Source organism: Microtetraspora sp. NBRC 16547 (assembly GCF_030268965.1).
In the GTDB taxonomy this organism is placed as follows: Bacteria; Actinomycetota; Actinomycetes; order Streptosporangiales; family Streptosporangiaceae; genus Microtetraspora.
Map to the genome: position 1 here is coordinate 20,899 of NZ_BSSE01000034.1, position 18,838 is coordinate 39,736.

An 18,838-nucleotide genomic window follows, 5' to 3' on the forward strand; every position below is an offset into this window, starting at 1 on the left:
GCTCCCGGATGGCCGACCATGCCCCTCGATGACCTGCGGCTGGGAGAATGGACGGTATGACGTTCCCTGAGATCGACGTGAAATCCCTGCCGGACGGTGCTTACCTGCTCGACGTCCGCGAACTGGACGAATGGCGCGCCGGGCATGCGCCCGACGCGTTTCACATCCCCCTTGGCGAGCTGCAGGGCCGGGTCGGTGAGCTCCCGCTGGACCGCCCGGTCTACGTGGTCTGCCGGGTCGGCGGCCGGTCCGCGCACGCCGCCGCCTGGCTGAACCACATCGGACGCGAGGCGATCAACGTGGACGGTGGCATGCAGTCCTGGGCCGCCGCCGGTCTGCCCATGGTGAGCGAGAGCGACCAGCCGCCGTACGTCGCCTGAGGGCTGTGTCCATTGGCGCTCGCTGCGCTCGCGCGGGCTCGGGGCGCACTGGAGGCGGCTCGTGCCCTCCTCGCTCGGGACTCGTTCCTCGCCCGCTCGCTTGTCGGTTACTTCCCCGCCGCGCCCCTCGCTGTGTCGATTGGCGCTCGCTGCGCTCGCGCGGGCTCGCTTGGTTGGACATTTCGTCCACTGATGTCATAATCCGGGGCGATAACTCGATACCGCGGGAGCTCGGGCGTGACCGGGCTGAGAGGGCGGCTCCTCTGTGAGGCGTGCCGCCGACCGCATGAACCTGTCCGGATAATGCCGGCGTAGGGAGCGTGCGATGACGTCTGCCGTCTTCGATGTGGAAGCCCCCCTCACCCTGGAGGAGGAGGCGCCGAAAACCCTCGGGGTCCTCGACCAGGGCGCCTTCTGGGCCAACCTCGGTGTCAGTCTCCTCGGTTTCTCCGGGGCGCTGTTCCTGCTCGATCCGCTGGGCGGCAAGCCGCTCACGTTCACCGGCGCGATCGTCGCGGCCGTCGTCGGCAGCCTGATCGGCACCGCGATGGTCGGCCTCGCCGCCATTCCGGGCGCGCGGACCGGACAGCCCGCGATGGTGCTGCTCAGAGGGCTTTTCGGGGCGAGACTGTCGTATGCGCCGACCGTGCTCAACATCATCCAGCTGCTGGGATGGGGGGCCTTCGAGCTCTGGGTCATCGCCACCGGGGCTCAGGCGATCTTCGGTTCGGCCGTGCCGTACGCGGTGTGGGTGATCGCGGCCGGGCTGCTGACCATCGCGCTGACGATCCGGCCGCTGGGCGCGCTCCGGCTGCTCAGGCGGTACGTCACGATCGGTGTGATCATCTCGATGGTGTGGCTGTCGGTCGCCCTGTTCAGCAGGGGGCCGTCGCTGGGCGCGGGGTCGTGGGACTCCTTCGCGCCGGCCGTCGACTACGTGATCGCGCTGTCGGTCTCCTGGGTGCCGCTCGCGGCCGACTACGCGCGGCACTCGCGGTCGAGCGGCGGCGCCTTCGCGGGCGTCGTGGGCGGCTACACCATCGCGCAGGTGGCCTGCCTGGCCCTCGGCATCGCGGCGCTCGCGCTGGTCGGGAACGACGCCGACAAGGTCTGGGAGCCGTTCGTCGCCGCGCCCCTCGGCGCCTTCTTCTTCGGCGTCCTGGTGCTGCGCGAAGTGGACCAGTCGTTCGCCAACGTCTACTCGACCTCGATCTCGATCCAGAACTTCGCGCCGCGGGTGGACCGGCGGATCATCTCGGTGGCGATCGGCGTGCTCACCATCGCCATCGCGCTCTTCGCCGACGTGAACTCCTACGGCGCGTTCCTCAGCGTCATCGGCGCGGTGTTCGTTCCGATGTTCGCCGTTCTCGCGGTGGACTACTTCCTGCTCGGCGGTGCGGCCAGGTGGAACACGGCGGAGAACGCGCCGGTGCGCTGGCTGACGGTGCCGCCGTGGATCCTCGGCTTCGCCGCGTACTGGGTCGTCACGGTGACCCCGACGGTCGGCTGGTGGGACGGCGCCTGGGCGCGGGTCCGCGACGCGATCGGGTTCGCGCACCAGCCGTGGATGAACGCCGCGCTCGCCGCCTTCGTGGTGTCGGCCCTGGCGATGCTCGCGGCCGGTTCCCTCGCCCGCCTGTCCGGCCCCCGGTCCGTACGGCGCGGCGGGTGAGAGCCCGCCGGGGTTCCGGGCGTCACGCGCCCGGAACCCCGGCCCGGATGGGTCACGTCCCCAGGTTCGTGTCTGACTGACAAATCAAGCCCTGCCGCGCACGGCCCTGATGGCGCCTCGCCGTGTTGTCGAGGGCGGCACTTGTCAGCGACACTGCCTGGCTAGTCGCCGAACTCGTTCTGCACTCCTGGCGGGGTGAGTGCCGAGAGGTAGTGGTGCGGCAGGTGGTCGTCGATCGAGTGAACCGCGGGGAGCGACCGGGCCACGGGGAACACGCGCGCGACGAACGCCGGCGCGGACATCGGCATCCCCAGCAGGTACGGCACCTGCCCGGCCGGGTGCCCGCCGGTCCTCAACTCGCCGGTGCGGCCCGGCAGGTGGGCCTCGGACCGGCCGAGCACGTCAGAGATCACGTTGCGGATGTGCGGAATCTCATAACGGTACTCCCGGCCGAAGTGCCGGAAGGAGCCGGAGGCCGCGGGCGGGAGGTGCGGAACGACGTCCCGGTCGTAGATGTAGCGGATGACGTTCTGGCGGAGGAACTCGTCGTGGTCGCACGCCTCGGCGAACCTCGGGTCGCCGATCATCGGCTGGCCGTACGTGTAGACGGCCTTCAACCTGTCGCCGAGCGCCTCGCGGTACTTCCGCTCGCGCCGGATCATCACGCCCATGAGCGCGGCCATCGCGCCGCCGTGGCCGTGTCCGGTGATGTAGAGAGCCTCGAGCCGGCCGTCGACGCGCCCGAGGTCGAGACCGGGTGAGCCGTTCGGCATCGACGTGCGGACAGAGTGGCGGTCGGAGGCGTGCCGGAGGGCGTTCATGACCTCGTATCTGGTCGCCCGCACGTTGCGGTAGACGCCCGCGTGCACGGTGGCCGACGGATGGCAGGCCCGGTACGCGATCCGCTCGGGGGCGCGGTCGACGTCGCCCATCCGGTGGACGAAGTCGTGCGGTTCCGCCCCCCGGTAACAGAGGATGCCGACCCTCCCGCTTTTGCTCTGTATGAGGAACGCGGTCGAGTGAAGCATCATCGCGTCGGCGGATGCCTGGATCATGCGGCATTGATTGTCCTGGAGGCCCATTCTCGCCATGATCATCGAGACCGTTTCCGGTCCGGAATAGGCGTAGGCGGCGCACGTCGCCATGACGTGCGCGATTTCCGGATCCGGATGCTCGACGGCGTTGAGGAGCCGTTGTTCCAGGTCCTTGTATACGGGGAATCCCGAGGTCTCCTGGGGGCCGTAGGGACGGAGCTCCTCGTAGGTCGGCGCCTTCGCGTCCCGCGTCCACAGGCCGCCGATCTCCAGCGTGTCGCGCAGCCGCATCTCCCATTCCAGGGAGCGGAACTCGCTCGGGGTCCTGGTCGCGGCGGGTACCTTCGCGGCGCCTGCCTGCTCGGTGGTGGAGGAAACCGACTTGTCCGCCTGGCGGGTATTCCGCGCGGTGTCCACATTCGCCATGCCGTACACCTTCCGGTCTTCCGGTCACGTGATCAGGCGGTTGTTTCGACCATTTCCCGGGTGCCATGAAAAACCGGGGCGGCTTGTGCCGTCCCGCGTCGAGCGCACCCGTGGGTCCCGCCTGCTCGTTACGATTTCCATGACATAGCGGTACAAATCTCTCCGACTCGCAAACTCATTTCCAGCGTCAGCCGAGAGCGCCTTCCAGGCGGAGCAGATTCTCCTTCGCCGCCGGTCCTCCGGCGTACCCGCCGAGGACGCTCGGCCCCTCGACGGCGCGGTGACAGGGGACGAGGAGGCATACCGGGTTGGCGGCGAGGGCGTTGGCGACGGCGCGGAGCGCCTGCGGCCGCCCGATCCGCTCCGCGATGTCCCGATAAGTCGTGACCTGCCCGTACGGCACGGCGGTCATCATCTGGACGACGGTCCGCGCGAACGCGGAGACGAGCTGGAAGTCGACGGGTGAGGAGAAGGTCCGCAACCGGCCCTCGAAATACGCGTCGAGCTCCCTGCGCACCGGATCGAGACGGCGCGGGTCGGGGCCGATGAACGAGCCGATGTTCCGGTGGATGCGGGCGAAGACGGCGTGCTCGTCCTCGTAGCTGCACGCCACCACGCCGCGCGCGGTGACGGCGAGCACGAGGCGGCCCACCGGGCTGTCGACGGTGCCGAAGGCGATCTCGGGCGGAGACTGCCCCACGTACCCCCGCGCGGTCACCCGCAGCAGGGCTTCGAGGTCCGCTGCGGACATGCGCCCCACTTCCCCTCTCAGTGCCTGAGCGAAGCGTATCGGATGCAAAACCTCAAGATCAGAGGGGGAAAGGAGGCACCATGGGGGAGTGGGTGACGACAGGAGCGACTACGAGGACGGCATAGCTCGCGCCGCGGTCGCAAGTTCCCCCGACGCCATCGTGGCCCTCGACCGTGACCTCTCCGTCCTCGGGTGGAACCCCGCGGCGGAGCGGCTGTTCGGGTGGTCGGCGAAGCAGCTCATGGGCAGGCGAGCCCCGATCGTGCCGGCCGAGCTGATGGCCGAGCACAACGCCGTCATGGAACGCGTCCGCACCGGCGGCCAGGTGTCGCTGCGGACCAGACGCTTCCACCGCGACGGCCGCCTCCTGGAGGTCCGTGTCGACACCAACGCCCTGCGGACCGACACGGGGACCCTGCTCGGCTACGTCAGCGTCTACCACCTCGCGGACGACGACGAGGTCGCGCGCGCGGCGCGGCGGGCCCGGCTGGTCCGGCGGCTGACCGACGTCGTCGGCGACATCAACGCAGAGCTGGACCTGCCCATCGTGCTCGACCGGATCGCGGGCAGCCTCACCGAGCTCACCGGCGCGGACGCGGGCGGCTTCGTGCAGATCGAAGGCGAGCGGCTGCGGCTCGTCAGCGGGCACCATCTCCCGTCCGACATGCGCGGGACCACCGCCGACCTGCACACGAGCCTCGTCGGCAAGCTGCTGCGCACGGGCAAGACGGTGCTGCTGGAGGAGACCAGCCCGGACGGCCTGCACGACCTCGTCTGGGCCCGGCTCCCCGGGCTGCACACCGTCGCCGTCGGCGTCGCCGCGGTCAAAGGACGCCCGTACGGAGCGCTGTACGCCCTGTTCGCCAAGGGCAAGGCCGGGCATGTCGAGCTGGAGCTGCTGGAGCTGCTGGCGGGCCACGCCGGCATCGCGGTCGGCAACGCGGTGGCCTACCAGGAGGCGGTACGGCAGCGCGCCCACGAGCGGGCGGTCTTCGACGCCAGCGCGGACGGCATCGGCGTGCTCGACGAGGCGGGCCGGGTGAGCCAGTGGAACCCGGCGGCGGCCGAGCTGACCGGCTTCCCCGCCGAGCGCGTGATCGGCGGGCCGCCGCCCTTCCCCCTGCCGGACCCCGGCGAGAAGCTCACCATCAGGCTCGAATCCGGTCGCTGGTTGGACGTGTTGTGCGCGGCGATCCCCGAGACGGGCGAGGTCGTGGTCGACTTCCGCGACGTGACCAGGGCGAAGGAGCTGGAGGAGGCCAAGGACCTGTTCCTCGCCACCACCAGCCACGAGCTGCGCACGCCGATCACCATCGTGCAGGGCTTCGCGAGCACCCTGGACGCCCGCTGGGACGACCTGTCCGACGCGGAGCGCCGCTCCGCCGTCCACACCATCGCGGAACGCGCCAGGATGCTGGGCCGGCTCGTGGAGCATCTGCTCCTCGGCGCCCACGCCGGCGCCGACGAGCTGCGGATCAGGATCGAGACGTTCGACCTGGCCGAGCGGGTCCGCGCCGCCACCCTCGGCCTGCCCGTGCTGTCCGACCGGCACCGGATCGAGGTGCGGATCCCCGACGACCTGCCCAAGGTCCACGGCGACTCCCTGGCCACCGACATCCTTCTCGGGCAGCTCCTGGAGAACGCGTTCAAATACTCCCCCGACGGCGGTCTGATCCGGGTCGAGGCGTGGGCGGTGGGCGACCAGGTCGGCCTCGTGGTCGACGATGAGGGGATCGGCATCGCGGCCGCCGACCGGGAACGGATCTTCGAGCGGTTCGTGCAGGCCGACAGCGGCAACCGCCGCAGGTTCGGCGGAGTGGGGCTCGGGCTCTACATCGTGCGCAGCCTGGCCCGCGCGCAGGGTGGCGACGTGACCGCCCATTCCCGCCCGGGAGGCGGCACCCGGATGCGCTTCGTCCTGAAGAGGGTGACCGGCGTGTGCGGCAGTGAGCACGGCATGATCTGATGTGCGCAAGCCGTAATCATGACGCGGTTTCTTGGGCCCCCGAATGGGGCATTTCGGTCCTACTGGGGTGTGTTGTCTCCTCGGGGGAGGGGGAAGGTGAGTCCGTCGAGCGTCGTGATGTTGCCGTACGCGCTGGCGAGTGTCGCCGCCGCGCGCCGGCGTCTCAGCTCGGATCTACTCGCGTCGGGGATCTTCAGCACGACCGTGGATGACGCGGTCCTCGTCGTGAGTGAGCTGTTGAGCAACGCGTTACGCCACGCCCACCCGCTGCCATCTGGGCAGCTCAGACTCACCTGGACATGCTCGGAGGGTCGACTGGAAGTGGCCGTGAGCGATGGGGGCGCCACCACGGAACCACGGGCGGGCCGCCCCACGCTCTCGTCGCTGGGCGGCCGGGGCCTCGGGATCGTCGAATACCTCTCCGAACGGTGGGGCGTGCGCCACGAGGGCGAGACGACCACCGTGTGGGCGATCCTCACGCTTCCACAGCCTGTCCGAAACGGTCAGACGCGAAAGTCCGAAATTCACGCCCTCCAGGGGTGAGTCAGCGGGACATCTTTCCCATGAGCGTGATCGCCACCACGACGAGGACGGCGATGATCGCGAACATGAGCAGGAACTTCAGCGTGGCGAAGAGTGCCGGGATGATGAACGCGAAGACCAGCCAGAGGGCGAGGATGATCCCCAGGACGGTCAATACGGTACGGGCCATAGGCACAAGGTACGCGCTGCCGCCCGTCGCCGCGAAGATCGGGACGTTTCACGTGAATCACAACTGCCGGCCGGGCCCGGCGCCCGTGAGAATGGGCGGGTGACCGGAAAAGCCGCCCGCATCCTGGTGGTCGACGACGACCCGATGGTGTCCGAGGTCGTCGCCCGCTACCTGGAGCGTGAGGGCCATGTCGTCGAGTGCGCGAACGACGGCGCCGAGGCCCTGAGCCGGGCGCTGGCCGACCCGCCCGACCTGCTCGTCCTCGACCTCACCCTGTCCGGGACGGACGGTCTCCAGCTCTGCGGCAGGCTCCGCGAGTACGACCGCGAGCGTGGGCGTGAGCCGGCGCCCGTGATCATGCTCACCGCCCTCGGCGAGGAGATCGACCGCGTCGTGGGGCTGGAGACGGGCGCCGACGACTACATCACGAAACCGTTCAGCCCCCGTGAGCTGGCGCTCCGCGTCCAGGCCGTGCTGCGCCGTACGCGTGGCTCGGCGGTCCCCGTGGGGACCGGGGTGCTCGCCGACGGGGATCTCGTCGTCGACGTCGGCAGCCACGAGGTACGGCTGGCCGGCAAGGAGATCGGCCTGACGGCGCGGGAGTTCGACCTGCTCGCCCACCTGATCCGCAACCCGCGCCAGGTGTTCAGCAGGAGCGCGCTGCTCGACCAGGTGTGGGGCTGGTCCTTCGGCGACTCCTCGACCGTCACCGTCCACGTGCGCAGGCTCAGGGAGAAGATCGAGGCCGACCCGGCCGACCCGCGGCGCATCGTCACCGTGTGGGGCGTGGGCTACCGGTACGAACCTGTCAGGTGAACGCGTCGGGACGAAACCGGTCACAACGAACGCGTCCCGGGCGAACCCGTCAGGTGAACACGTCCCGAGTGAATCCGTCGCGCGAACACGGACGAATCCGTCAGGTGAACACGTCCCGAGTGAACCCGTCGCGTGAACACGGACGAATCCGTCACGAGAACGCGTCCACCATCGCGCGGAACGTCGGGCACGGCCACCGCCACATGCAGCTCCGGCAGCGCAGGATGGGATTCGCGGTGTCGCTGGTGATGCCGCCCGCGTCCCTCGGCTGGTGGAGGTCGAGCAACCGGATGCCCAGCTCGGAGAGGCTCAGCAACTCCTCGCGTGCCGCGGCGAGGAACTCCAGGTCCTCGCCGGCCAGTCGCGCCGTGACCGGGACGTACCCCTCCCGGTTGATCAACGACTGCAGCCGTCCGGTGCTGTCCCGCCACGAGCCGGCCTTCTCCGTGCGGATCTGGATGGCCTCCAATCGCTCGCGTAGCAGCCGACGCTGCGGATCCTCAGGAGGTTCCATGCCTGCTGGGCCTGACACGCTCGTCCCTCCGCCCCAAGCCGGGTGTCGCTTTCCGTCAAGCTTCGCGCACCGGGCGTTTGCGTGAGGGCGGAATCGGGGACAAAGCGCGAACGACTCTTCGGCTAGCCTGGGGGAACGTGACCCCGGGCCGGTACGGCGCTAGTGTGCGCGCTGTGGAGCTCAAAGTCGCGACGCAATCCCATGCTGGCCAGGCCGTAATGGCCATTGTCGGCGAAATCGACCTATATACCGCGCCTCGCCTGCAGGCCGAGTTCACCCGCCTGCTGGAAACCGGGCCGGAGCGAGTGGTGATCGACATGTCAGGAGTGGAGTTCTGCGACTCCACGGGCATGAACGTCCTGCTCTCCGCACTCAAGCGGCTGCGCGAGCGCGGCGGCATCCTCGAGGTGGCCTCGCCCCGCCCCGCCGTACGGAAGATCCTCCAGGTGACCGGCCTGGACTCCGTCTTCATCGTTCATGAGACCGTTCCCGCGGAGGTGGCCGAATTTCTATGAGTGACCTGGTGGAGCGGCCTGCGGACACCGCGGTCGTCATCCCGGCCAAGGACGAGGCCGACCGGATCGGCGCCACGGTCGCCGCGGCGCTGCGGCTTCCGGGGGTGGATCTCGTCGTGGTCGTCGACGACGGTTCGACCGACCAGACCGGCCGGGTGGCCAGGGCCGCCGGTGCCCGTGTCGTACGGCACAGCCGGAACGCCGGCAAGGCGGCGGCCATGGAGAGCGGGGCGGAGGCCGTGCGTCTCCTCGATGAGGAGACGCCACGGAACCTGCTGTTCCTGGACGCCGACCTGGGCGAGACCGCGCAGCAGGCCGCTCCCCTCATCACCCCCGTCCGTTCCGGCGAGGCCGACATGACCATCGCCGTCTTCGCCACACGGGTGAAGCTCGGAGGCCACGGCATCGTGGTGCGGCTGGCCCGTGACGGCATCAAGCGGGCCACCGGCTTCGAGGCGACCCAGCCGCTCAACGGCCAGCGCTGCCTGACCCGTGCCGCCTTCGAGGCGGCGCTGCCGCTCGCCCGCGGGTTCGGCGTGGAGACCGGGCTGACGATCGACCTGATCCGTAAGGGATTCCGCGTGCAGGAGGTCGAGGTCGACATGGCCCACCGGGCCACCGGCGACGACTGGAGGTCCCAGCTGCACCGGGCCAAGCAGCTCCGCGACGTGGGCTGGGCGCTGGCCGCCAGGGAGCCCGCCGTCATGAAGGGCACCGACGTCCTGCGCACCCTCCGGAGCTGACCCTCCGGAGCTGACCCGCCCGGAGCTGACCCTCCGGAGCCGAGCCGCCCGGGGCTGACCTGCCCGAAGCCGACCCGTCTGAGGCCGAACCGTCCATCGGCAGACCGGCGGCTGTGATGGAATTCGGGGGTGAATCGGGAGAGCGCGCGGTGGTCCGCCACGCTGGTCGCCCCGGCCTTCGTCGCCGGGTCGATCCTGCTGGTGATCGTCATCGCCGCGCTCGGTCCCTCGGCGATGGTGCCGCCCCTGCCGGGCGCCGCCTGGCAGCCGCCGTACTCCCTTGATCTGCGGCCGGACGGGCATCTCGTCGTGGCGCTCGCGGCGGTCGCCATCGTGGGCGGCACGATCGGGCTCGTCGCCGGGCTCCATGGGCTTCGCCGCTTCGATCCCTCCGGTGCCCGCGGCACGCGGTGGCTGGTCGCGGCCGGGTGCCTGGCCGTGGGCGTGCTCGCGTTCCTGCCGCCGTTCGGGTCGGCCGACCATCTGAACTACGCGGCATACGGGCGGATCGCCGTCCTCGGGCTCGATCCGTACGTCACCGTGCCGTCGGCCCTGCCGTACGACCCGGTGGCCGGGGCGGTGGAGGAATGGCGGAACACGCCGAGCGTCTACGGCCCGGTGGCGACAGGCGTGCAGGCCCTCGCGAGCTGGGTGGGCGGCGACTCGGTCCGGCTGACGGTCTTCGTGCTGGCCCTGGTCAACGCGGCCGCGTTCGTCGCCACCGCGCTGCTGCTCCACCGGATCACCCGCCACGATCCCGTACGGCAGCGCCGTGCCGCGCTGCTGTGGGCGGTGAACCCCCTCGTCGTCTACCAGCTCGCCGCGGGCATGCACGTGGACACGCTGGCGGTCGCGTTCGTCGTCGCCGCCCTGGTCGTCGAGTCGGGGGTGCTTCTCGGGCTCGGGATCGCGGTCAAGGTCACGGTCGGCCTGGTCGCGCTCGGGCCCGCCTGGCAATACCGGCGCGATTTCCGGCGGCTGGCGGCGATCGCGGGCGCGGCCACGCTGACCGTGGTGGCGGCGTACTGGCTGGCCGGGCCGCACGCGCTCGACCAGGTGCTGAACGCGAGCAAGTCGGTGTCCTTCGCCACCCCGTGGAAGCTCGTGCAACGGGCGCTCCAGGCTCTGTTCGGCGACGGCGCGTACCGCGCGTGGATCCAGGCCGGATCGCTGCTCCTGATGGTCGTCCTCGCCTGGCTGCTGCTGCGCGCGGGCGCCGCGGGCCGGTTCGACGCGCGGAACGGCCTGGGCCATGGGCTGCGGGACGGCGTGACGGGATGTGTGACGGGAGGCACGGCGGGAGGTACGGCGGCGGGCGGCGAAGGGGTCGCGTCCCGGGTGGCGGTGGCCGTCGTGGTGGCCTGGTTGTTCGCCACGCCGTACGTGCTGCCGTGGTACGACGGGCTCGCTCTCGCGCTGCTGGCGATGGTCCCCGCGTCGGGGCTGGACTGGTTCGTGGTGGCGAGGATGGCCGCGCTGTCGGTGGCCTACCTGCCGGCCAGGCAGCGTGAACAGCCGCCCGACCTGGAATGGCTGGTGACGGTCGTCAGGGCGCAGGTGGTGCCGTGGCTGCTGCTGGCGCTGACGGCCGGCCTGGCGTGGTGGGCGGCGCGAGCTGGAGCGCGCGCACGGACGCGGCGAGGGTGAGCGGCACCGCCACGGTGAGCGCCATGGCCGGGATCGCGATCCCCGAGTCATTGATCAGGAAGCCGGTCATGGCAGTGGTCAGTGCGCCGAACAGCCCGGCGCGCAGCGCCGGTGCCTGGCCGTACGCCAGGGTGAGCGCCGAAGCGCCCCAGCGTGACGGGCGGGACAGCACCAGGAACAGGAACGCGATCGCGACCACCGACAGCAGCGTGAGCTCGGTGTTCCCCAGCGTGTTCAGCATCGCCCCGAGCTTGCGGCCGATGACGGAGGCGCCCTGCCCGTCGGCGACCTGCTGAACGAACGCCCCCAGGTGGGTCCGCTGCCCCGCCGGGCGCAGCCAGTCGACCACCGCGATGGCCGCGATGAGCACGGCTCCCACCAGGCCGACGGCGGCGAGCCTGCCGATCGACACCCGATGGCCGTAGAGCAGGAGCGCGAACACGGCGAACCCGACGACGAACGCGGGCACGCCGCCGAAGTCGGCTCCCCAGCCCGGCCAGCCGTCCGCGACGATCGCCAGCAGGCCGTACGCGAGCAGGACGGGCCGCCGCCCGATCATCTGGGCGAGCCCGGCGAGGGCGAGGATCGTGCCGGTCGCGAAGATCGCGAAGGCCATGTTCCCGAAGCCGTAGAAGCGGCCGCCGGTCACCGGCTCGTAGCCGGTCACCGCGTTCACCTGGAGCATCGAGCCCGTCATGACGTCGATGAGGAGGGCGAGCGAGCTGACCGCGGCGACCACGGTCAGCGGCCCGGCCACGTGGGCGCGCCACGGTCCGGCGAAGGCGAGGGCCGCGATGGCCCCGGCGAACCCGAGGATCGTCCCGATCAGCGCGGCCATGGGGTGCGCCATGGTCCACCACGGCACGAGCTGCGCCAGGAACGTCGAGACCGGGATCGCCCCGCTGACCACGGCGACGACCTGGGTGGTCGTCAGCATCCGCCGGTGCCGCCTGATCACGACGGCGGCGAGGCCGTAGAAGAGCACCTGGACGGCGACGAGCGTGATGAAGAAGGGCTGCCTGATCTCTCTGAGCACCTGGGAGGCCAGGTCGGTGTCGGCCAGCCCGGTAACGATCTCGCCGGTGTCCGTGGGCGCGTCGCCGGCCCGCTGCCAGGCCCGGCCCACCACACCCTGCGGCGGTTCGACGGCGACCGCGTGCAGGACGGTCGCGGTCAGGTCGGTGATCGTGACCAGCGCGTCCTGCTGGGTCGAGGTGGCGGTCAGGAACCCCCGCGCGTACGGCTGCGCTGCCGTTCCGGAGGCGTCCCCGGGGGCCGTCGTGGCGATGGCGACGTGGAGATGGGCGTCGCCGGGTCCGATGCCCGAGTCGGCGAGACCGGCGACGAGGATCGTGGAGCCGGGAGGGACGTTTCGCAGAACGTCGCCGACGGTCCGGTCGGCCGCTGCCACGGCGTCACGGCGGGCCTGGCCGGTCAGGTCGGACGGCGTTCGGTCGGGGTGGCCGGGGCGGTCGGGGCGGTCGGCCGCGCGGTCCGCGCGGTCCGCGAAGGCGGCCCGGGTGATCTCGCCCGCCTCGGCGAACACGGCGGTGTACGGCGTCAGGTCGGGCAGTTCCTCAGACGTGGCCGCATATTTCTGGACTTTCCCAGATGTGTCGGCGGCGCCGAGGGCCGCTCCCGGGCCGATGGCGGCGACCTTCCCGCCCGCGGCGGCGATCGTGCTGCCGAGCAGTCCGATCTGCCCGCCGTACGACTGGGCCCGCTGGTAGGCCACGAACCCGTCCCAGCCGGGCACCGTCGCCGAGCCGTCGGCGGCCACCTCGGGGACCGGCGGAGGCGCGCAGTCGCTCCCCGCGGCTCCGGCCCGCTGGCCCGCGGACACCGTCAGCCAGCCGCCGACCGGGCACGTCACGCTGCGGCCGCTGGGCGGGATGACGCGGGCGGACAGCGACGCCGAGCTCCCCTCGCCGGTCAGCCGCCACAGGTTGGGAGTGCGGGTCTGGTCGAGATCGCTCCACAGGAGGCCGGGAACCCCGATGACGACCACCCGCCCGGTCGGGCCCGCGCGACCGGTGTTCGCTTGCTGGGGGTTCGCTTGCTGGGGGTTCGGTTGCTGGGCGTTCACTTGCCGGGTGTGCGTTTGTCCGGCGCGGGCTCGCTCGGCGTTGGCCGGGGTGGGGAGCGCCAGGAGCAGCAGGCCGAGCAGGGCCGTGAGCAGGGCCGCGACGGCGGTGCGGGCGAGCGGGGTGCGGCCTGTGACGGCGCGCGGGGTGCGGGCGGCGGCATGGGGCCCGCCGCTCGGCCGTGACCGGGAAACGTCGATCCCGACTGGCCTCACGCGCGCTCCTCACTGTGCCCGGTCCGCTGTCCGGCTCCATCAACCCTGGCGAAAGTCCACGGTAGCCTGCCTGGACATGAGGACAGGCGAGACGATCTTCGCGAAGCGGCCCCTGTGGGCCTGGCCGGCGGCCCTGGTGGTCGTCGCCTGCGCCGCGATCCCGCTCGTCGCGTACTGGCTGACGAACCCCGCCGACCAGCGCCTCGTCGATCTGGACGTCTACCGCACGGGGGGACAAAGCCTCCTGCTCGGCGTCCCGCTCTATGACGTGATCACTCCGGCGCCGCAGCTGCTGCCGTTCACCTATCCACCGATCGCGGCCATGCTGGCGATGCCGCTCGCGGCGGTCTCGTGGCCGGTCGCCCAGTGGGTGTGGACGGTCGCCATCCTCGCGACCCTCGCCGTCACGGTCTGGTACGCCTTCCGCCCCGCGCTGGCGCGGGTCCGCGTGGCGATGCCGCTGGTGTTCGCGGTCCTCGTGGTGGCGTGCCTCTACCTCATGCCGATCAGGGACCAGGTGCGGTTCGGCCAGGTGGACCTCTTCCTCGTGGCGCTGTGCCTGCTCGACTGCGTCGTGCGCCGCCCGTGGTGGCCGCGCGGGATGCTGATCGGTCTCGCCACCGCGGTGAAACTCACCCCCGGCGTCTTCCTGATTTACCTCGCTATAACGGCATTCGCGTGGCGAAAGCCGTACATGCGGGATAGGGAGCAGGGGCGCGCCTTCTTCATGGCGGTGTTCACGGCAACGCTCCTCACCGTCCTGCCGTTCCTGGTCATTCCCTCGGACGCGAAGGACTTCTGGTTCTCGGCCCTGCTCGACCCCGGCCGCCTGGGGGCGAACGCGGCCACCACGAACCAGTCCATCCGGGGCATGCTGATCAGGCTCTACCTGCCCGACTCGGTCACCTCCGCACTCTGGCTGGTCGCCGTCGCCGCCATCGGCTGGTACGGCTTCCGCTGCGCTCGCCGCGCGTACCTCGACGGGGACCCGATGACGGCGGTGGCGCTGACCGGGCTGATGGCGGTGCTGCTCTCCCCCGTCGCGTGGATCCACCACCTGGCCTGGGTGGTCATCGTGCTGGCCGCGCTGGTGGGCGCCGGGACGGACCGCGTGCGGCTGCTGGTCGCGGGAGGTGTGTGGCTCTACTACGTGGTCCCCGTGCCCTGGTGGGGGGTCTCCCTGAAGGCCCTGGAGATCCCCGTCCTGAGTCCGGTCCTCGGGAAGATCGTCCAGAACGGGTTCGGCCTCGGGGCCATCGCCCTGGTCTGGCTGCTCGGCTCCTGGCTGCCCCGCAGGCGTGCCGTGACGGAGGCGGCGGCCGCAGCCGGTGATGTGGAGACTGGTTCTCGGCGGTGATGTGGAGGCCGGCTCCCGTCCGCTCCCTCCCACCTGCTCCGCTCAGTGCCCCGTACGGACTGTCCCGATTCGGGGGAATCCCGGTGTGGGCACGTGTGACGGGTAGCTAACCTTGTGCTATGCCAAAGCTCGCGTACCTGGGGCCGGAGGGCACCTTCACCGAGGCCGCCGGGCGCGCCCTGGCGCCCGACGCCGAGCGACTGCCCTGCGCGAACGTCGGGGCGGCCCTGGACGCGGTCCGGACCGGAGAGGCCGACGGCGCCGTGGTCCCCCTGGAGAACTCGCTCGAAGGCGGCATCATCCAGACGCTGGACGAGTTCGCGTGGGGCGAGCCGCTGCTGATCATCGCGGAATACCTGCTGCCGGTCGAGTTCTCGCTGCTCGTCCGCCCGGGCACCGAGCTCGGCCAGATCAAGCGGGTCACCACGCATCCCGCCGCGCACACCCAGTGCCGGGGCTTCATCGACCGCGAGCTGCCCGGCGCGGTCGTCATCCCGGCCTCCTCGACCGCCGCCGCCGCGCAGGAGGTGGCCAATCCCGAGTCTCCGTACGACGCGGCGATCAGCCCGGCCATCGCGGGCGAGGTGTACGGCCTGGCGGAGGCGGCGTCGAACATCGGCGACCGGAACGACACGGTGACCAGGTTCGTCCGGGTGGCTCCGCCCGGCCCGATCCCGGAGCCGACGGGCGCCGACCGCACGTCCCTGGTGGCCTTCCTCAAGGAGGACCACGCCGGAGCCCTGCTGGAGATGCTCAGCGAGTTCGCCGTACGCGGCGTGAACCTGACCCGGATTGAGTCCCGTCCGACCGGGCAGGGCATCGGCAGCTATTTCTTCCACTTCGACTGCGAGGGGCACGTCGCCGACGCCCGGGTCGGGGAGGCCTTGTCCGGTCTGCACCGGATCTGCGGCGATCTGCGGTTCCTCGGCAGCTACCCGCGGGCCGACCAGGTCGTCACGCAGATCAGGCAGGGCACGGCCGATCGCGACTTCGACGAGGCGGCCGAGTGGCTCGGCCGGATGCGCTCCGGCAAGGTTTGATCATCCGGCGTGCCGCACCGGACAATCGGGGCGCGCGCGGTAGCCGCACCTCGGTAGCCTTTGTTCCGTGACTGACCTGCGTACCCTTCGTGAGGACCCGGACCGGCTCCGGGCGTCGCAGCGCGCCCGTGGTGAGGATGACTCGGTCGTCGACACGCTGCTCTCCCTCGACGAGCGCCGTCGAAGTGCGCTGACCGCCTTCGAGTCGCTGCGCGCCGAGCAGAAGTCCATCGGCAAGTCGGTGTCCAAGGCCTCCGGGGACGAGCGCCAGGCGCTGCTCGACCGCGCCAAGGACCTCGCCGCGCAGGTGAAGGCCGCCGAGGCGGAGGCCGAGAAAGCGGCCGCGGACCTCGACGCGGTGATCGAGGGCGTGCCCAACATCGTGGACGAGAACGCTCCGCCCGGAGGCGAGGACGACTACGTCCTGCTCGAGGAGATCGGCGAGAAGCCCTCGTTCGACTTCACTCCCCGCGACCACCTGGAGCTGGGCGAGATGCTCGGCGCCATCGACATGGAGCGCGGCGCGAAGGTCTCGGGCGCGCGGTTCTTCTTCCTGACGGGCGTCGGCGCGCGGCTGCAGCTCGGCATGCTCAACATGGCCATGCAGCAGGCGATCGAGGCCGGGTTCACCCCGATGATCACGCCGGTGCTGGTGCGGCCCGAGTCGATGCAGGGGACCGGCTTCCACGTCGCCCACGACAAGGAGATCTACCGCCTGCCCGATGACGACCTCTACCTGGTGGGCACCTCGGAGGTGCCGCTGGCGGCCTACCACGGTGATGAGATCCTCGATACCGGCTCGCTGCCCATCCGCTACGCCGGCTGGTCGTCGTGCTTCCGCCGCGAGGCCGGTTCGTACGGCAAGGACACGCGGGGTATCATCCGCGTCCACCAGTTCGACAAGGTCGAGATGTTCTCCTTCTGCCGCCCCGAGGAGGCGCGTGAGGAGCACCTCCGCCTGCTCAACTGGGAGAAGGAGATGCTGGCCAAGGTCGAGCTGCCCTACCGCGTGATCGACGTCGCGGCGGGTGACCTCGGCGCCTCGGCCGCGAGGAAGTTCGACTGCGAGGCGTGGATCCCGAGCCAGGGGCGCTACCGCGAGGTCACCTCGACGTCGAACTGCACCGACTACCAGGCTCGCCGCCTGCGCGTGCGCTACCGCGACCAGGACGGCAAGCCGCAGCACGTCGCGACGCTGAACGGCACGCTGGCCACCACCCGCTGGATCGTCGCCATCCTGGAGACCCACCAGCAGGCGGACGGCTCGGTCGTGGTCCCCAAGGCGCTGCGCCCGTACGTTGGGCTCGACGTCCTGGAGCCGATCAAGTAAGCCGCTCGGTTTCTTCCGAAGGCCCCGCCTTTCCGGCGGGGCCTTCGTCTTTCTCACGCCTTCCTTGCTCGCGCTGGGAGAGACGGTCCGAGAGGGCTCGTTTCGCGATCAACGAGGCGGTCGGCGCCGCGCCCAGGATCACGGCCAGCAGGCCGGCCACGCCGTACGAATCGGGCGAACCGGCGCTCCAGCCCAGGAACGGCAGGAAGACCCCACCGAAGGTGAGGAGGGCGAGGAGAATGCTCGTCCCTCCCGACGGGCCCCTCAGGCACTGGAAGAGGCCCCACATCACGAGCACTGCCGTGCCGCCGACCAGCGCCAGCGGCATGCCCCCGAAGAGGACGAGGGGGCCGATGAGCCCCAGGCTCGGTTTCAGGGCGATGCCGAGCAACCCGACCCACAGGACCAGGCCCGCGAACGGGAAGCCCGCCGGCCACTCCTCCACGCACCCGTCCAGGGCGAGTCCGATGAGCAGCACGATGACCGCGACGAGGATCGCCACCCACATCTCACCGTCGATCCGCGATCCGGGGTCGGTGAGGGACGGGGCCGACTTCGCGGAGAGCCCGCCGTCGGGTGTCAAGCCGAGCCGCTGCCAGCGTCCCGACGGATCCCGTACGGCCACGCCGTCGCGGCCGTTGGCGACGACCACGATGTGCGCGCCCCCATCGTCCGGTACGGCCTGCACGGCGAGCGCGAGGGAATTGGCGTGATCGACCTCCGTCCCTTCCGAGGGAACGCGGTACACCCGGTCCAGCCACTCCTGGCGGCCGGGAGAGATCTGCCAGGCCGTCGTCCACGTGTTCCCGCCGTCGGCGGACTCCTCCACCTGGAGCAGGCCCGGGACGATCCGGTAGCAGTGCGCCTGGTCACCCGGCACGCAGGCCGTGCTCTGGACCGTTTCGGGGGGAGAAGCGTCCCATTTCCGCCAGGCCACGCCGCCGTCGGTTTTCCGCCAGGCCACGCCGCCGTCGGTTTTCCGCCAGGTCACGCCGCCGTCGGTGGAAGCGACCGTGTCGAGCGGGTGGAGGCGCACGACGATGTCCCTCTCCTGGACCTCCACGGCGGTCGCTGATGGGGGTCGGGGCATGGCCCCGGTCGCCGTCGCGGCGAACATCGCCACCGGGACGATGAGCACGGCCTGCGGGAGCCGTACGGGAGGGCGCCGGGCGGCCCGCCGCCAGACGAGCCAGGCCAGGCCGAGAGCGGGCAGCGCGATCAGGTCGGTCGGATCGGCCACTATCCGCGACGGGATGAAGAGGGACCACAGCCAGGACGCGACCTCCGCGCCGGCGGCGGTGACCTTCATCAGCGTGAAGAGCGTCCCGGTGAGCGCGATCGCGACCGGGGCCGGACATCGGATGAGCAGCGCCATCAGCGGCGGGGCCGCGACCAGCCCGGCGAAGTCGCTGAGCTTGCCGGTGACCGGGCCGGGCCACAGCTCCTTGAGGAGGTGATCGTTGAGCAGGAGCACGGCCACGGCCAGCGTGGTGGTCGGATGGGCGAGCCACACGAGCGCGTGGCCGGAGCGTCGCGTCGTCACGCGTGGTTCGATGCCCGGCACGGGGAGCGGGTTGTCACGATGCGATCTCGGTGTGGGGACGACTCGGTTGCCCGCCGACCTCGCCGCCGTGGG

Annotated in this window: 17 protein-coding genes and 1 riboswitch; of the genes, 11 read left to right on the plus strand and 6 right to left on the minus strand. The window is 71.0% G+C overall.

Annotated elements, in window-relative coordinates; genetic code table 11:
• Positions 1 to 47 precede the first annotated feature (47 nt).
• Positions 48 to 380: a rhodanese-like domain-containing protein gene (locus tag QSK17_RS31305; protein WP_285709253.1), complete on the plus strand. Its 333-nt coding sequence runs from the start codon at positions 48 to 50 to the stop codon at positions 378 to 380.
• Between the two features lie 213 nt (positions 381 to 593).
• Positions 594 to 716, plus strand: a riboswitch (TPP riboswitch).
• The gene (locus tag QSK17_RS31310; protein WP_285709255.1) at positions 706 to 2,052 is read left to right on the plus strand and encodes a purine-cytosine permease family protein; all 1,347 of its coding nucleotides are present in this window, start codon (positions 706 to 708) and stop codon (positions 2,050 to 2,052) included. Its footprint overlaps the riboswitch before it by 11 nt.
• Positions 2,053 to 2,213: 161 nt before the next feature.
• Here the strand turns inward: QSK17_RS31310 and QSK17_RS31315 are convergent, their stop codons facing one another.
• Entirely contained in the window at positions 2,214 to 3,512 is a 1,299-nt protein-coding gene (locus QSK17_RS31315) for a lipase family protein (protein ID WP_285709257.1), read from the minus strand.
• Positions 3,513 to 3,699: 187 nt separating this feature from the next.
• Positions 3,700 to 4,263 (minus strand): methylated-DNA--[protein]-cysteine S-methyltransferase, encoded by a 564-nt coding sequence (locus QSK17_RS31320; protein WP_285709259.1) that lies wholly within the window; start codon positions 4,261 to 4,263, stop codon positions 3,700 to 3,702.
• A gap of 88 nt (positions 4,264 to 4,351) precedes the next feature.
• Between QSK17_RS31320 and QSK17_RS31325 the strand changes: the two genes are divergently transcribed.
• Positions 4,352 to 6,229: a PAS domain S-box protein gene (locus QSK17_RS31325; protein ID WP_285709262.1), complete on the plus strand. Its 1,878-nt coding sequence runs from the start codon at positions 4,352 to 4,354 to the stop codon at positions 6,227 to 6,229.
• 117 nt (positions 6,230 to 6,346) lie between these two features.
• Entirely contained in the window at positions 6,347 to 6,772 is a 426-nt protein-coding gene (locus QSK17_RS31335; protein WP_352231875.1) for an ATP-binding protein, read from the plus strand.
• A 1-nt stretch (position 6,773) separates the two neighbouring features.
• Here QSK17_RS31335 and QSK17_RS31340 read toward each other — a convergent pair whose 3' ends face one another.
• Positions 6,774 to 6,941 carry a hypothetical protein gene (locus QSK17_RS31340; RefSeq protein WP_285709264.1) on the minus strand — a complete coding sequence of 56 codons (168 nt, stop codon included), beginning with the start codon at positions 6,939 to 6,941 and terminating at the stop codon, positions 6,774 to 6,776.
• 99 nt (positions 6,942 to 7,040) lie between these two features.
• Here QSK17_RS31340 and QSK17_RS31345 point away from each other — a divergent pair, with 99 nt between their 5' ends.
• Positions 7,041 to 7,757 (plus strand): response regulator transcription factor, encoded by a 717-nt coding sequence (locus tag QSK17_RS31345; protein WP_285709267.1) that lies wholly within the window; start codon positions 7,041 to 7,043, stop codon positions 7,755 to 7,757.
• A gap of 151 nt (positions 7,758 to 7,908) precedes the next feature.
• Here QSK17_RS31345 and QSK17_RS31350 read toward each other — a convergent pair whose 3' ends face one another.
• A complete protein-coding gene (locus tag QSK17_RS31350) occupies positions 7,909 to 8,271 on the minus strand; it encodes a hypothetical protein (protein WP_285709268.1) in 363 nt (120 codons plus the stop codon).
• Between the two features lie 173 nt (positions 8,272 to 8,444).
• Between QSK17_RS31350 and QSK17_RS31355 the strand changes: the two genes are divergently transcribed.
• The 3 genes from QSK17_RS31355 to mptB all read left to right on the plus strand — a co-directional run bounded on the left by QSK17_RS31355 (position 8,445) and on the right by mptB (position 11,176).
• Entirely contained in the window at positions 8,445 to 8,786 is a 342-nt protein-coding gene (locus QSK17_RS31355) for an STAS domain-containing protein (protein ID WP_285709270.1), read from the plus strand.
• Entirely contained in the window at positions 8,783 to 9,529 is a 747-nt protein-coding gene (locus QSK17_RS31360) for a glycosyltransferase family 2 protein (RefSeq protein WP_285709272.1), read from the plus strand. Before QSK17_RS31355 ends, QSK17_RS31360 begins: the two co-directional genes overlap by 4 nt.
• 129 nt (positions 9,530 to 9,658) lie before the next feature.
• Positions 9,659 to 11,176 carry a polyprenol phosphomannose-dependent alpha 1,6 mannosyltransferase MptB gene (mptB, locus tag QSK17_RS31365; protein WP_285709273.1) on the plus strand — a complete coding sequence of 506 codons (1,518 nt, stop codon included), beginning with the start codon at positions 9,659 to 9,661 and terminating at the stop codon, positions 11,174 to 11,176.
• Here mptB and QSK17_RS31370 read toward each other — a convergent pair.
• Complete coding sequence (locus QSK17_RS31370) at positions 11,076 to 13,475, minus strand: hypothetical protein (RefSeq protein ID WP_285709275.1); 2,400 nt, start codon at positions 13,473 to 13,475, stop codon at positions 11,076 to 11,078. The two genes, mptB and QSK17_RS31370, sit on opposite strands and share 101 nt — an antisense overlap.
• Before the next feature lie 76 nt (positions 13,476 to 13,551).
• On the opposite strand from QSK17_RS31370, the gene QSK17_RS31375 reads away from it, so the two are divergent.
• From QSK17_RS31375 to serS, 3 genes are all read left to right on the plus strand, one after another.
• Complete coding sequence (locus QSK17_RS31375) at positions 13,552 to 14,832, plus strand: glycosyltransferase 87 family protein (protein ID WP_285709276.1); 1,281 nt, start codon at positions 13,552 to 13,554, stop codon at positions 14,830 to 14,832.
• Between the two features lie 119 nt (positions 14,833 to 14,951).
• Complete coding sequence (gene pheA, locus QSK17_RS31380) at positions 14,952 to 15,872, plus strand: prephenate dehydratase (protein ID WP_285709277.1); 921 nt, start codon at positions 14,952 to 14,954, stop codon at positions 15,870 to 15,872.
• 67 nt (positions 15,873 to 15,939) lie between these two features.
• Entirely contained in the window at positions 15,940 to 17,202 is a 1,263-nt protein-coding gene (gene serS / locus QSK17_RS31385) for a serine--tRNA ligase (RefSeq protein WP_285709279.1), read from the plus strand.
• Here the strand turns inward: serS and QSK17_RS31390 are convergent.
• Positions 17,195 to 18,745 carry a beta propeller repeat protein gene (locus tag QSK17_RS31390; protein ID WP_285709280.1) on the minus strand — a complete coding sequence of 517 codons (1,551 nt, stop codon included), beginning with the start codon at positions 18,743 to 18,745 and terminating at the stop codon, positions 17,195 to 17,197. The genes serS and QSK17_RS31390 overlap by 8 nt on opposite strands.
• Between the last annotated feature and the right edge of the window lie 93 nt (positions 18,746 to 18,838).

Coding starts and splice junctions, on each gene's coding strand:
- QSK17_RS31305 (WP_285709253.1), top strand. CDS start 48: ATGGACGGTATGACGTTCCCTGAGATCGACGTGAAATCCCTGCCGGAC.
- QSK17_RS31310 (WP_285709255.1), top strand. CDS start 706: ATGACGTCTGCCGTCTTCGATGTGGAAGCCCCCCTCACCCTGGAGGAG.
- QSK17_RS31315 (WP_285709257.1), bottom strand. CDS start 3,512: ATGGCGAATGTGGACACCGCGCGGAATACCCGCCAGGCGGACAAGTCG.
- QSK17_RS31320 (WP_285709259.1), bottom strand. CDS start 4,263: ATGTCCGCAGCGGACCTCGAAGCCCTGCTGCGGGTGACCGCGCGGGGG.
- QSK17_RS31335 (WP_352231875.1), top strand. CDS start 6,347: ATGTTGCCGTACGCGCTGGCGAGTGTCGCCGCCGCGCGCCGGCGTCTC.
- QSK17_RS31340 (WP_285709264.1), bottom strand. CDS start 6,941: ATGGCCCGTACCGTATTGACCGTCCTGGGGATCATCCTCGCCCTCTGG.
- QSK17_RS31350 (WP_285709268.1), bottom strand. CDS start 8,271: ATGGAACCTCCTGAGGATCCGCAGCGTCGGCTGCTACGCGAGCGATTG.
- QSK17_RS31360 (WP_285709272.1), top strand. CDS start 8,783: ATGAGTGACCTGGTGGAGCGGCCTGCGGACACCGCGGTCGTCATCCCG.
- QSK17_RS31375 (WP_285709276.1), top strand. CDS start 13,552: ATGAGGACAGGCGAGACGATCTTCGCGAAGCGGCCCCTGTGGGCCTGG.
- pheA (WP_285709277.1), top strand. CDS start 14,952: ATGCCAAAGCTCGCGTACCTGGGGCCGGAGGGCACCTTCACCGAGGCC.